This is a genomic window from Dietzia sp. NCCP-2495, from assembly GCF_026011735.1.
Classification (GTDB): domain Bacteria; phylum Actinomycetota; class Actinomycetes; order Mycobacteriales; family Mycobacteriaceae; genus Dietzia.
Map to the genome: position 1 here is coordinate 19,151 of NZ_BRVN01000013.1, position 13,078 is coordinate 32,228.

General features: G+C 68.1%; 11 protein-coding genes and 1 riboswitch. All 11 genes read left to right on the forward strand.

Going from position 1 to position 13,078, the window contains the following annotated elements:
• The first annotated feature begins 9 nt into the window (after positions 1 to 9).
• Complete coding sequence (locus OPF83_RS11800) at positions 10 to 450, forward strand: DUF350 domain-containing protein (RefSeq protein WP_264887655.1); 441 nt, start codon at positions 10 to 12, stop codon at positions 448 to 450.
• Complete coding sequence (locus OPF83_RS11805; RefSeq protein WP_264887656.1) at positions 443 to 2,053, forward strand: polyamine aminopropyltransferase; 1,611 nt, start codon at positions 443 to 445, stop codon at positions 2,051 to 2,053. Before OPF83_RS11800 ends, OPF83_RS11805 begins: the two co-directional genes overlap by 8 nt.
• A gap of 276 nt (positions 2,054 to 2,329) precedes the next feature.
• Positions 2,330 to 3,469, forward strand: coding sequence for a hypothetical protein (locus OPF83_RS11810; RefSeq protein ID WP_264887657.1), 1,140 nt, complete (start codon positions 2,330 to 2,332; stop codon positions 3,467 to 3,469).
• A 117-nt stretch (positions 3,470 to 3,586) separates the two neighbouring features.
• Entirely contained in the window at positions 3,587 to 5,854 is a 2,268-nt protein-coding gene (secA2, locus tag OPF83_RS11815; RefSeq protein WP_264887710.1) for an accessory Sec system translocase SecA2, read from the forward strand.
• Positions 5,851 to 6,615, forward strand: coding sequence for a CDP-alcohol phosphatidyltransferase family protein (locus tag OPF83_RS11820; RefSeq protein ID WP_264887658.1), 765 nt, complete (start codon positions 5,851 to 5,853; stop codon positions 6,613 to 6,615). The genes secA2 and OPF83_RS11820 overlap by 4 nt, the downstream gene beginning before the upstream one ends.
• A gap of 48 nt (positions 6,616 to 6,663) precedes the next feature.
• Positions 6,664 to 7,068 (forward strand): glycine cleavage system protein GcvH, encoded by a 405-nt coding sequence (gene gcvH, locus OPF83_RS11825; RefSeq protein ID WP_264887711.1) that lies wholly within the window; start codon positions 6,664 to 6,666, stop codon positions 7,066 to 7,068.
• A 125-nt stretch (positions 7,069 to 7,193) separates the two neighbouring features.
• Positions 7,194 to 7,613: an FHA domain-containing protein gene (locus OPF83_RS11830; protein WP_264887712.1), complete on the forward strand. Its 420-nt coding sequence runs from the start codon at positions 7,194 to 7,196 to the stop codon at positions 7,611 to 7,613.
• The gene (locus tag OPF83_RS11835; RefSeq protein WP_264887659.1) at positions 7,610 to 8,344 is read left to right on the forward strand and encodes a MerR family transcriptional regulator; all 735 of its coding nucleotides are present in this window, start codon (positions 7,610 to 7,612) and stop codon (positions 8,342 to 8,344) included. Before OPF83_RS11830 ends, OPF83_RS11835 begins: the two co-directional genes overlap by 4 nt.
• Positions 8,345 to 8,467: 123 nt before the next feature.
• Positions 8,468 to 8,968 carry a bifunctional nuclease family protein gene (locus OPF83_RS11840; protein ID WP_264887713.1) on the forward strand — a complete coding sequence of 167 codons (501 nt, stop codon included), beginning with the start codon at positions 8,468 to 8,470 and terminating at the stop codon, positions 8,966 to 8,968.
• Between the two features lie 288 nt (positions 8,969 to 9,256).
• Positions 9,257 to 9,859: a MerR family transcriptional regulator gene (locus OPF83_RS11845; RefSeq protein WP_309297781.1), complete on the forward strand. Its 603-nt coding sequence runs from the start codon at positions 9,257 to 9,259 to the stop codon at positions 9,857 to 9,859.
• Between the two features lie 34 nt (positions 9,860 to 9,893).
• A riboswitch (glycine riboswitch) is annotated at positions 9,894 to 9,991 on the forward strand.
• Between the two features lie 176 nt (positions 9,992 to 10,167).
• A complete protein-coding gene (gene gcvP / locus OPF83_RS11850) occupies positions 10,168 to 13,062 on the forward strand; it encodes an aminomethyl-transferring glycine dehydrogenase (protein ID WP_264887660.1) in 2,895 nt (964 codons plus the stop codon).
• The last annotated feature ends 16 nt before the right edge of the window (positions 13,063 to 13,078 follow it).

Here is a 13,078-nt window from a genome sequence, read left to right on the forward strand (position 1 = left end):
GGAGAACCGGTGAACACCGCTGTCCGTTTGCCCGAACTGCTGGACGGAATCGGGCTGTCTCTGGCGTACTTCGGCGTGGGCGCCCTGGTACTGGCCGTCGGCTTCGTCGTCCTCGACGTGCTGACCCCCGGAAGCCTCCGGCAACACATCTTCATCGATCATCGACCCAATGCCGCCGCGCTCCACGCCGCCTCGTCGGTGGCCCTGGCGATCATCGTGGTCACCGTCATGACCAACGCCTCCGATGACCTGCTGTGGGGAATCGTCGACGTGGTCGTGTACGGCTTGCTCGGCGTGGTGTTCCAGGCCGTGACGTTGGTGATCCTCGAACTGGTGGTGCCGGGTCGGTTCCGTGACCTGGTGTCGGCGCCGACGTTCAGCACCGCCTCGCTCGCCGTCGCGGCGACTCTCATCGCGGTCGGCGCGGTCAACGCCGCAGCCATTGCCTGACCGCCCGCCCGTCGATGCGGGCGAGGAGGTCGTCGTCCCGTTTCTCGGCGGGCGCTGGTGGCGTCCGGTCGTCCTGGCCGCCGTGGCCGCCTGCGCCGCGTGTGGCCTGATCTACGAACTGGCCCTGCTCACCCTCGCCACCACGGTCCAGGGCGGTGGGATCGTTGCGACCAGCCTCATCGTTGCGGGCTACGTCGCGGCCCTCGGGCTCGGCGCCCTGCTCGCCAAGCCGTTCGTCAACCGCGCGGCGGCGACGTTCATGGGGATCGAGACCGCGCTCGGGTTGGTCGGTGGGGTGTCGGCGACCGCGCTGTACGTCACCTTCACCTCGCTCGGCACGCAGTCGTCCCTCGTCGTGCTGGCTCTCGCCACGGCGATGATCGGGGCGCTCGTGGGTGCCGAGGTCCCCCTGCTCATGGCGCTCCTGCAGACCGGTCGCCGCAGCGGAGCGCAGGAGGCGGGCAGGACCCTCGCCAATCTCAACGCCGCCGACTACCTGGGGGCGCTCGTGGGTGGTCTGGTGTGGCCGTTCCTGCTGCTCCCGGTGATGGGGATGCAGCAGGCCACGGCGGTGACCGGTTTGGTCAACATCGGCGCGGCAGCGATCCTCCTGGCACTCGTTCTCCGCCATTTCCTGCCGCGTGCACGGACGATCGCGGCGGGATTTTCTCTGGCGGTCGTCGCGGTCCTGCTGGGTCTGTTGCTCGTCGCCGTCGACGACGTGACCGAGTGGTCCAGGGCGCGCCTCTATCCCGACCCCGTGGTGGCCCACTCGCAGTCCGCGTATCAGGAGATCGTCGTCACCAGCGCCAGGTACAACGGGCGTACGGATCGGCGCCTCTATCTGGACGGGACACTGCAGTACTCGAGCCTGGACGAGTACCGCTACACCGAGTCGTTGGTCCAGCCCGCGATGTCGGGTCGCCCAGCCGAGGTGCTCATCCTCGGCGGCGGTGACGGGCTGGCGGCGCGGGACGTGCTGGAGGTCCCCGGTGTGAGAAGGGTGGTCCAGGTGGAACTGGACCCGGCCGTCCTGGAACTCGCCAGGACGGTGTTGTACGACGACAACGCCGGGTCGCTCGATGACCCGAGGGTGGACGTGGTCGCCGATGACGCGTTCACGTGGCTCCGCCGGGGAGGCGACGGGATGGTGCCGGCCGGAGGATTCGGGGCCGTACTCGTCGATCTCCCGGATCCTCGTAATGCGGCCCTGTCCCGCCTGTACTCGCAGGAGTTCTACGCGATGATCCGGCGGGTGGTCAGCGAGGACGGACTCATGGTGGTGCAGTCGGGCAGCCCGTACTCCACACCTCATCAGTTCTGGCGCGTCGAGTCGACGGTCCGCTCGGCCGGCTGGGGCACCACGCCCTATCACGTCCACGTCCCCACCTTCGGTGACTGGGGCTACGTGCTGGCGGGGACAGGACAGGAGCCGCCGCCTCTGCGGCTCCGGCAGGACGTGGACGGACTGAAATACCTCGACGAGGGGGTGCTGGCAGCGGCAGGTGAGTTCGGCCGGGACGTCAGCCCGCTGGATCTGGCACCGTCCACGCTGGACCAGCCCAGAATCCTCGACGACTCCCGGCGCGGTTTCGAGCGGTGACTCCGGCGCGCCCGGTCACCGTGACTCCGGCGCGCCCGGTCTCGGTGTCCCGGGGTACCACGTCACGGTAGCCATGGCCGCAGTCGGCCCGGACGAATCGCTCGAGGTCACTCCTGGCGGAGAAGAGCCGCCGTGTACCGGGGCGCTCCTGGGATGATGTGATGGTCCCGATAGTCGAGACCCTGGTGGAACACCGTCGCCCGGACTCTCGTTGTATCGGGTGTGTAAGCCGTGACAACGACGCGTTCTTCTCGAGCGCGGGGCGAGGAGGGGCGCATGGTCGGCGACGGAACGTCGCGCACGGCGCGGGGGAGGATCGTGTCCGATGTGGACGCGATGTGTCGCGGGGAAGGTGAGCCCCCGGTCCCTGAGCTGTCGGATCGGGCAGCACTGCTCGTGGCGTGCGGACTCGTCGAACCCCGGATCGTCGACGTGGTGCGCACCCGCCTTCGGCACAACCTCCCGTTCCCCACGGTGGGGGGCTTCCACCAGGTGCGGATCATCGAGGAGCAGCGTCACGACCTCCGGCGGATCATCGATTCCCCGGCGTCGTCGATGCTGCGCATGGCCCTACGGACCCGCCTCGCCGAGTTGGACCGCAAATACCTGGTCCTCCGGACGGGATTCACGCGGGGGACCGGTGTGTTCGCGTTCCGCGTGAAGGACATCCGGGCCGATCGCCGTCGGGGAGTCCATCTGGACACCGATGATCGTGGCCGACTCTTCGACGCCCTCGCCTCCACTCCGACGATGGCCCCGGTGCCCCTGGTCCCGCGCACGCTCGCTGAATTGGGAACCGTGGCCGCGGCCTACGGGCAGCGGGGGATGGGTCGGGTCACTCTGCCGCACCGGGTGCAGACGGTCGTCGAGTCGCTGCCGGCGATCCCGCACATCCGCGCCGATCGCCGGAGGATTCCGGAGATGTACACCGCGATGATCATGGAGGTGGGTGGTCTGTACGACCGGTTGCTCGTGGCATATCGCCGTGGAGGTCGGTCGGTCGAGGAGATCCGGCTCCAGTTCGATGCGGAGACCGAGGTGATCGGGCTCTCGGGTGACCTGTGCCGGCTCCGCGAGGCCGCCGCGGCGTCGTCGTTTGCCCCGGCGAGTGACGGGTTCACCACGTTGACCGGGCTGGGTACCCACATCGATGGGGCGTGGGCGGAGGTCCTCGAGCGTGCGGTCGCGTTCCGCGAGCTCGTCGAATCGGTCGAGGCCCGTGCGCAGGCAGCGGTCGCCGAGGCGGAACGCTACGCCGGGATCGCGCGCGAGAACGGGATGCGCCCACACTCTGCGCCGAACAGTTCGAGCCAGGCGGACCTCGCTGCCGAGCGCCTGGCAGCCCGCGCCGGGGACCGGATACTGTCGACGGAGGCGATGCGGCGGCTACGCGGTCAGATCGACTCTGACCTGTAGCTCAGCGACCGGTGGGCCGTGCAGCCGTACCGGGCCCGGCCTGCGTACGGTGGTGGCAACTGTTCGTGACAGGGAAGGACCTCGCGCGTGGGATTTGCCAACCGCTTCTGGAAGCTGATGGGCTCCACCCAGGGCCGGGATACGTCACGCGCGCAGAGCGCGGTGGACGCCTCCCACGGGTTCGACGACTGGGCGGCGGGACTGGATGATGCCGAGTTCGCCGACGCCGCCCACGGGCTCACGCTTTTCGGTGACTCCGCTGACGACCAGGCGAGATTCCTCGCTCTGGCGCGGGAGGCCGCCACCCGCACGGTCGACTTGAGGCCGTTCGACGTGCAGCTGCAGGGCGCACTGCGGATGTTCGCCGGCGACGTGGTCGAGATGGCCACAGGCGAGGGCAAGACGCTCTCGGGGGCGATCGCCGCCGCGGGCTACGCCCTCCAGGGGCACACCGTCCACGTCATCTCGGTGAACGACTACCTCGCGGCCCGCGACGCCGCGTGGATGGCCCCGATGTTCGAGCTCCTCGGACTCTCCGTCGGTCATGTCACCGAGGCCTCTACTCGTGTCGAGCGCAGGGATGCCTACGCCTGCGACATCACCTACGGCTCGGTCTCGGAGATCGGGTTCGACGTCCTGCGTGAGCAGTTGGTGACGAACCCGGACGATCTCATCTCCCCGTCGACGGATGTGGCGATCATCGACGAAGCGGATTCCGTGCTGGTGGACGAGGCCCTGGTTCCTCTCGTGCTCGCCGGATCCACCTCCGGTGAGGCCCCCACTGGTGAGGTGTTGGCGGCGGTGAGGAAGCTCCGTCCGGGGCGCCACTACGAGACGGACTCCGAGCGACGGAACATCTTCCTCACCGAGGACGGCGCTGCCGCGATCGAGACGGAACTGGGGATAGACGATCTGTACGACGAGGACCATGTCGGGACCACTCTCGTCCAGGTGAACGTAGCGCTCCACGCCTGCTTCCTGCTGCGCCGGGATGTCGACTACATCGTCCGTGACGGGCGGGTACAACTGATCAACGCTTCTCGAGGACGCGTCGCCGAGCTCCAGCGCTGGCCGGACGGACTGCAGGCCGCGGTCGAGGCCAAGGAGGAGGTCGCCGTCTCCGAAGCCGGGAAGATCCTCGACAGTCTCACCGTCCAGGCGTTCATCGGCCGCTATTCCAAGGTCTGCGGGATGACCGGGACGGCGCTCGCCGCCGGCGCCCAGCTCCGTGAGTTCTACTCCCTGGGTGTCTCACAAATCGAACCGAACCGGCCCAACATCCGGTTCGACGAGGCCGATCGCACGTACATCGACGTGGACAGCAAGACCCGCGCGCTCGTCGACCACATCGCCGAGGTGCACGGCACGGGGCAGCCGGTCCTGGTCGGCACCCATGACGTGGCCGAATCCGAGGAGTTGGCGAGTCGGCTGGCAGAGAAGGGCGTCACGTGTTCTGTCCTCAACGCCAAGAACGACGAGGAGGAGGCGACGATCATCGCCGAGGCCGGCGATATCGGGAACGTTACCGTCTCCACCCAGATGGCCGGACGCGGAACCGATATCCGACTCGGCGGATCGGACGAATCCCGGCGTGACGAGGTGGTCGACCTGGGTGGCCTCCACGTCGTGGGTACCGGTCGGCACCGCACCGAACGTCTCGACAACCAGCTCCGCGGCCGCGCCGGCCGCCAGGGAGATCCGGGGAGTTCGGTGTTCTTCGCCTCGATGGAGGATCCCGTCGTCACGGCCGCGCTGGAGGCCGAGAAGATCCCGACCGCCCATGATCGGATCTCCGGCCTGCTCAAGGGGAATCGCGGGCGCGATGCCGTCGACCACGCGCAGCGGGTCACCGAGGGGCAGATGCTGGAGATCCACTCCAACACATGGCGCTACAGTCGCCTGCTCGCCGAGCAGCGTGACATCCTCGCCGAGCGACGCTCGGCGCTGCTGCTGACGGAGAAGGCCTTCGACGAGCTCACCGCGCACGATCCGGACAGGAGCGCGGAACTCGTCAGCGCGCACGGTCGTGATGCGGTGGTCCGGGGATGCCGGGAGATCGCGCTCTGGCACCTCGACCGTGGTTGGGCTGAGCACCTCGAGGCGATGAACGACGTGAGGGAGTCGATCCACCTCCGTGCGCTCGGGCGCGAGAACCCACTCGACGAGTTCCACCGGATCGCGATCGACCATTTCCGGGATCTCGCCTCCGATGCCGTCCGTGAGACGGAGAAGACATTCGCGGACATCGAATTCACCGATTACGGGGTGGACCTCGCCGCGAACGACATGGCCCGACCCACCTCCACGTGGACCTACATGGTCCATGACAACCCGATGGCAGCCGGGGGCAGCGTCTTCTCCGGGATGATGTCCACATTCCGATGAACGCGGCGCGCGACGGCAAGCGGGAGACCGACCTCCGGGAATGGCGGACGGGCGAGGGCAAGGTCCTCGGTGCCAAGATCCCGCCACCGCGCGGAGGGCACCTCTCCGCGGCGATCCCGCCCGGTCTGGAGTCCGATGATCCGGCGCGCGGACCCGAGATCAGTGATCGGTTCTGGACCCTGCCGAACGCGATCTCACTGGGGCGCATCGCACTGATCCCGGTCCTGGTCGCCACCATCCTCGGCTGGAAGGACCCGACGCTGGCGTTGTGGCTCCTCGGAGTGCTCGTCGTCTCGGACTGGCTCGACGGCAAGATCGCGCGCCTGTGGAACATGCGGTCGACGTGGGGGGAGAGGCTGGACCCGATCGCGGATCGGATTCTCGTCGCCGTCGTCCCCGTGACCTTCGCCATCGCCGGGTACATCCCCCTGTGGGTCGTCGTGGTGCTCCTCGCCCGGGACGCGCTGCTCGTGGTGACCCTGCCGGTCTATCGCCGTCGGGGACTCGAACCCGAGGTGACATATCTGGGTAAGGCGGCGACCTTCGCGCTGTTCTGGTCTCTCCCGCTATTGTCGGCCGGTCACGCCGGGGTCGCCGGGGCGGAGGCCCTCAAGGTCGTAGGCGAAGCGTGCCTGTACTGGGGCGTGGGTCTCTATGCGTGGAGCGGGAGCATCTACCTCTGGCAGGCGCGTCGGATCGCAGTGGCGATTCGGCCTCATCGGGTCGGATCGGCTGATGGGACCCGCCCGCACAGTGTGTAATGTCGCCAGTTGGAATTCTTCAGTGAGCCACTCGAGAAGGGCACGCCTGTGAGCGATCAGAACATCCCCGACCAGCTTCGGTACACCGACGAGCACGAGTGGGTTGAGCGGGTGTCGGACACCCGGGTTCGTATCGGGATCACCGAGTACGCGCAGTCCAAGCTCGGCGATATCGTCTTTGTCCAGCTTCCCGAGGTCGGCAGCGAGACCGAGACCGGCGAGCCGTTCGGTGAGGTCGAGTCCCCGAAGAGCGTCTCGGATCTCTTCGCGCCGCTGACCGGCAAGGTCGTCGAGACCAACTCCGCGCTCGAGGCGGCGCCGGAGCTGGTCAACTCGGATCCGTACGGCGAGGGCTGGATCATCGTTCTGGAGGTCGCAGACGCCGATGACCTCGAGGCGCAGCTGGAGCAGACGCTCGATTCGGACGGATACGCCAAGGTCACCGAAGACTGAGTGGGCCCAGAAGCCCGCCCCCGCCCACGCGGACGGGCCGTCCGTCATAGAATCAATTGCAGCGCACCGTGAGCCCAACGCCAGGGCTCAGACGAGGAGAGACGAACGTGACCGAGAACAAGAACATGCCCGAGGCGACCGCCGAGACCACCTCTGTCTTCCGCGCCGAGCTCCTCAACGAGACCGATCAGCAGTCCGCACCGTCGGATTCGTCGGTGACGGGTGTCGAGGGGCTGCCCGAGGGCCAGGCGTTGCTGGTGGTCAAGCGGGGACCGAACGCCGGTTCGCGTTTTCTCCTCGACCAGGGGACGACCTCGGCCGGGCGTCACCCGGACAGCGACATCTTCCTGGACGATGTCACCGTGAGCCGCCGTCACGCCGAGTTCCGGCGTGAGGACGGCGGGTTCACCGTCGTCGACGTCGGATCGCTGAACGGCTCCTACGTCAATCGCGAGCCGGTCGACTCCGCTTCGCTGTCGAACGGCGACGAGGTGCAGATCGGTAAGTTCCGCCTGGTGTTCCTGACTGGCACGCCCGGGCAGTGACCGTAGCCGGCCACGGCGCCGCCGAGGAGAAGCACCTCTCCATCGGCGGCGTCATCGCACTACTCAGTCCGGAGTTCCCGGACCTGACGGTGTCGAAGGTCCGATTCCTGGAGAACGAAGGTCTTGTCACGCCGGAACGGACCCCGAGCGGATACCGGCGCTTCAGTGTCGAGGACAGGGAGCGTCTCCGGTACGTCCTCACCGCTCAGCGGGACAGGTACCTGCCTCTCAAGGTGATCCGTGAGGAGCTCGAGGCTCTCGACGCCGCGATCGCCGACGGTTCCACGACGGCGCTCAGGCCCCGGCCGGGCGCCGACTCCGTCCCGGGCTCTGAGCCGGATGACTTCCGGAGCGATTCGCTCAAGAGGCTGACCAGGGAAAACGTGGTTGACCAATCCGGTGTTGATGCCTCGCTCGTCGACTCGCTCATCGACGCCGGGCTCATCGCGGCCGGTCAGGGTGGGTTCTACGACCCGGAGGCTGTTCTCATCGCCCGTACGGCACACGACCTGGCTGGCCACGGTGTCGATGTACGTCACCTGCGCGGGTTCCGGACCGCAGCTGACCGGCAGACCGGTCTCATCGAGCAGATCGCCGGGCCGGTCGCCAGGCAGAGCGACGCGGATGCGCGAGACCGCGCGGCGGAACTGGCGCGCGAGATCGCCGCTCTGTCCGTGGCGTTGCACTCGACGCTGGTGACCGTCGCTGTGCGACACGCGCTCGAATCCTGATGCCGGGGCCGTACCCGGAACAGGGGCCGGTCGGTGTCGCGGACGCCGGGCCGGGTCCGCTCGCCGTGCCAGGATTCAGGGCTACGCTGGAGTCGTCGAGAGGCGGAGAATATGGGGAGCAACATGCGCGAGGTCGACGTCGTCGGAATCCGTTTCGAGGAGCCCGAGTACGCACCTGTCCTGATCCTTCACGAGAAGGAAGGGGGACGGTATGTGCCGATCTGGATCGGAGCGGCCGAGGCCGCCGCGATCAGCCTCCAGCAACAGGGGGTCCGGCCGGGCCGGCCGTTGACCCACGACCTCGTGGCGACCCTTCTAGACACGTTCTCGCACCCGCTCGACAGGGTCGAGATCGTCGGGGTGGCCGAGGGGACGTTCTTCGCCGAGCTCGTCATCGGTGAGACCCGCGTGTCTGCGAGGCCGTCAGACGCCGTGGCGGTGGCGCTGCGGACCGCGTCCCCGGTGATGGTGAGCAGAGAGGTTCTCGACGAGGTCGGGATCTCGCTCGCGGGACAGGGCGACGAGGAGGTCGAGGCGTTCCGCGAGTTCCTCGACAACGTGAGTCCGGATGATTTTCTCGGAGAGGGTGGACCTGCCGAGGAACCCGGTGGGGCCTCGTCCTGAACGTCAGTGACCTGCAGAAATGGAAGTCACAGGAGTCACACGGCTACCTTCTCGCAGGCAGGGACAGACTCTAAAGTTCAAGTTGAGGTTGAGGATTACCGCGTGTCCTATTGATCGGGGGGCGCACCACGCCTAGCGTTGCCCTCACGTGAACTACACCGATGGTGTTCGCGAGATCAGGATCCGGGTCGTTTCGACCCGGGACAGGGCGGCTGCGACGAGCGGCTGCACCCACAGCTTGAGGGAGCAAACGTGGCCGACAACACCCGGGTTCCGGAGCCGACCGTCATCACCGGAGCGGAGAGCCTTTTCGGCGAGGCGGACGAGGCCACCCAGGGCTCGTTCGACGAGGTGTCACCCGGGCTGTTCCCCGATGACGGGATCCCTGACGGGACGAGTGGCTACCGTGTCCCGATCGCCTGTCAGATCGCCGGGATCACTTACCGGCAGCTCGACTACTGGGCCCGCACCGACCTCGTGGTGCCCTCGATCCGCAACGCCGCGGGTTCGGGAAGCCAGCGCCTGTACTCATTTAAGGACATCCTGGTCCTGAAGATCGTCAAACAGCTGCTCGACACCGGCATCTCCCTCCAGAACATCCGTAAGGCCGTGGACCAGATCCGGTCCCGTGGCGTTCAGGATCTCGCCACCATCACGCTCTTCTCCGACGGTCGCACCGTGTTCGAGTGCACCTCGAAGGAGGAGGTGTTCGACCTCCTCCAGGGGGGTCAGGGTGTGTTCGGTATCGGTATCGGTGGCGCCATGCGCGAGCTGGCCGGATCCATTTCCGAATTCCCGGCCGAGACCGTCTCGGACGAGGACGTCGTCGCCCCCGTGGAGGACGAACTCGCGGCGCGTCGTCGTGCCCGGGCCTCGCGGCGTACGGGGTAACGGCTGTTCGTCGTCTAGACTCGAGGGCGCGATCACGCGACTCACGGGAGAGTCCTGCGGTGAAGATGCCGTGGGCGCCGAAGGAGCAACCCTCTCCGAGAATCTCTCAGGCACCAGGACCGTGTAGTCACTGACCGCCTCTGGAGAGCGGTGGAACCGACCACCCGCCCACGGGGAAAGCCCGGCTCGCGTGCGAGTCCGGGTGAATCTCTCAGGCGCCGGCAGGATCCGGCAGGGGACAGAGCGGAGAGGCTAGCACCGGCCCGCAGGTCACCCACCCGGGTGGCCCCGCCCTTCGAGGAGCACCTGTGACGACGACCCCGCACACCGCCCGGACCGGAGGCGAGTTTGTCTCCCGCCATCTGGGCCCTGATGCCACCGAGCTCAACCGGATTCTCGAGACCATCGGCGTCTCGTCCCTCGACGAGATCGCGAGCAAGGCGTTCCCGTCGGTCATCGTCGACGAGGTCGGCTCGGACGGTCGTGCGGCAGGTATCGACGCGCTGCCCGAGCCCCTGTCGGAGGCCGACGCCCTCGCGGCACTGCGTAAGCTCGCCAAGCGCAACACCGTCGCCGTGTCGATGATCGGACAGGGCTACTACGACACCCTCACCCCTCCGGTCCTCATCCGGAACATCATCGAGAGCCCGGCCTGGTACACCGGTTACACGCCGTACCAGCCGGAGATCAGCCAGGGCCGTCTCGAGGCGCTGCTCAACTTCCAGACCATGGTCTCGGACCTGACCGGCATGGACATGGCCAACGCCTCCATGCTCGACGAGGGCACGGCCGCCGCTGAGGCCATGACGATGCTGCGGCGGGCCAACCGCAAGTCCAAGAGCCCCCGCTTCGCCGTCGACGTCGACGTCTTCCCCCAGACCGCGGCGATCCTCGCCACCCGGGCCGAGCCGCTCGGCATCGAGCTCGTGACCGCCAACCTCATCGACGGTGGGCTCCCGGAGGGCGATTTCTTCGGCGCGCTCGTGCAGACCCCCGGTTCCTCGGGTCGTGTCGCCGACGTCTCCAAGCTGATCGAGCAGTGTCACGAGCGCGGCGTGATGGTCGCCGCGGGCGTCGACCTCCTGTCTGCCACGGTCCTCACGCCGGCCGGGGAGAAGGGCGCGGACGCCTGCTTCGGCAGCACCCAGCGTTTCGGCGTGCCGATGGGCTTCGGCGGCCCCCACGCCGGCTTCCTCGCGTGCCGGACCCCGCACGCCCGTAACCTTCCCGGCCGCCTCGTCGGTGTGTCGACCGATGCGGACGGCAAGGTTGCCTACCGCCTCGCCCTCCAGACGCGCGAGCAGCACATCCGCCGTGACAAGGCCACGTCGAACATCTGCACCGCGCAGGTGCTCCTCGCCGTCCTCGCCGCGATGTACGCCTCCTACCACGGTGCGGAGGGCCTCACGGCGATCGCCCGGCGGGTCCACGCACACGCCGCGGTGCTGGCTGACGGCCTCGTGATGGCCGGGGTCGATGTGGTCCACGACGAGTTCTTCGACACCGTCCTGACCCGGGTTCCGGGGCGCGCCGACGAGGTGCTCGCCGCCGCCACCGAGCGCGGGATCAACCTGTGGAAGGTCGACGACGACCACGTGTCCGTCTCGTGTGACGAGGCCACCACCGGCGACCACGTCGCACTCGTGCTCGAGGCATTCGGCGCCCGGGTCGCGGACGTGGCCGACGCCGCCGAGCTCGAGGTGCTCGTCGATCCGACCTACGGCGACCGGACGAGTGCTTTCCTCGAGCACGAGGCGTTCGTCCGATATCGGACCGAGACCGCGATGCTGCGGTACCTGCGCGCGCTGTCCGACAAGGACATGGCGCTCGACCGCACCATGATCCCGCTGGGTTCCTGCACGATGAAGCTCAACGCCACCGCGGAGATGGAGGCGATCACCTGGCCGGAGTTCAACGCACTCCACCCGTTCGCGCCGGCCGACCAGACCGAGGGCATCCGTCAGCTGGTCTCGGACGTCGAGCAGTGGCTGGTGGACATCACCGGCTACGCCGCGGTGAGCTTGCAGCCCAACGCCGGAAGTCAGGGTGAGTACGCGGGCCTGCTGGCGATTCGTGAGTACCACCGTTCGCGCGGAGACGAGGAGCGGACCGTCTGCCTCATCCCGTCCTCGGCGCACGGCACCAACGCCGCCTCGGCGGTCATGGCCGGGTTGAAGGTCGTGGTGGTGGCCTGCCGGGAGAACGGCGACGTGGACGTGGACGACCTGCGGGCTAAGGTGGACAAGCACGCCGCGGAACTCGCGGCGATCATGATCACCTACCCGTCGACGCACGGTGTCTACGAGCACGACATCGAGGAGATCTGCGCGGTCGTCCATGATGCCGGCGGCCAGGTCTACATCGACGGGGCGAACCTCAACGCGCTCGTGGGCGTCGCCCGTCCCGGTCGCTTCGGTGGCGACGTGAGCCACCTGAACCTCCACAAGACCTTCTGCATCCCGCACGGTGGTGGCGGACCGGGTGTCGGCCCGGTCGCCGTGGCCGAGCACCTGCGCGAGTTCCTGCCCGGTCACCCGCACGTGGACGGGCTCGGGTCGGGCGGTGTGGTCTCCGCGGCCCCGTTCGGTTCGGCGTCGATCCTGCCGATCACGTGGGCGTACGTCCGGATGATGGGTGCGGACGGGCTCCGGAAGGCCACCCTGACGGCCATCGCCAACGCCAACTACCTGGCCCGCCGAATCGGCGAGCACTTCCCGGTCCTGTACTCGGGTGACGGCGGGTGGGTCGCTCACGAGTGCATCCTCGACTTCCGTCCGCTCATCGACACGGTGGGCGTCTCGATCGACGATGTCGCCAAGCGGCTCGCCGACTACGGGTTCCACGCGCCCACGATGAGCTTCCCCGTCCCCAACACCCTGATGGTGGAGCCGACGGAGAGCGAGAACCTCGCGGAGCTCGACGCGTTCTGCGACGCGATGGCCGCCATCCGGGCCGAGATCGACCGCGTGGCCGCGGGCGAGTGGACGGTCGAGGACAACCCGCTGCGGGGTGCGCCCCACACCGCGGAGAGCGTATCGGCGGACGAGTGGGACCACGCGTACCCGCGTAGCGTGGCCGGCTACCCGCTGGGTTCGTCCTGGCGCCCCAAGGTGTGGCCGGCCGTCCGCCGGATCGACGGCGCCTACGGCGACCGCAATCTGGTGTGCTCCTGCCCGCCGCTGGAGGCATTCGCGGAGGACTGAGGAGCTCGTCGGTCCG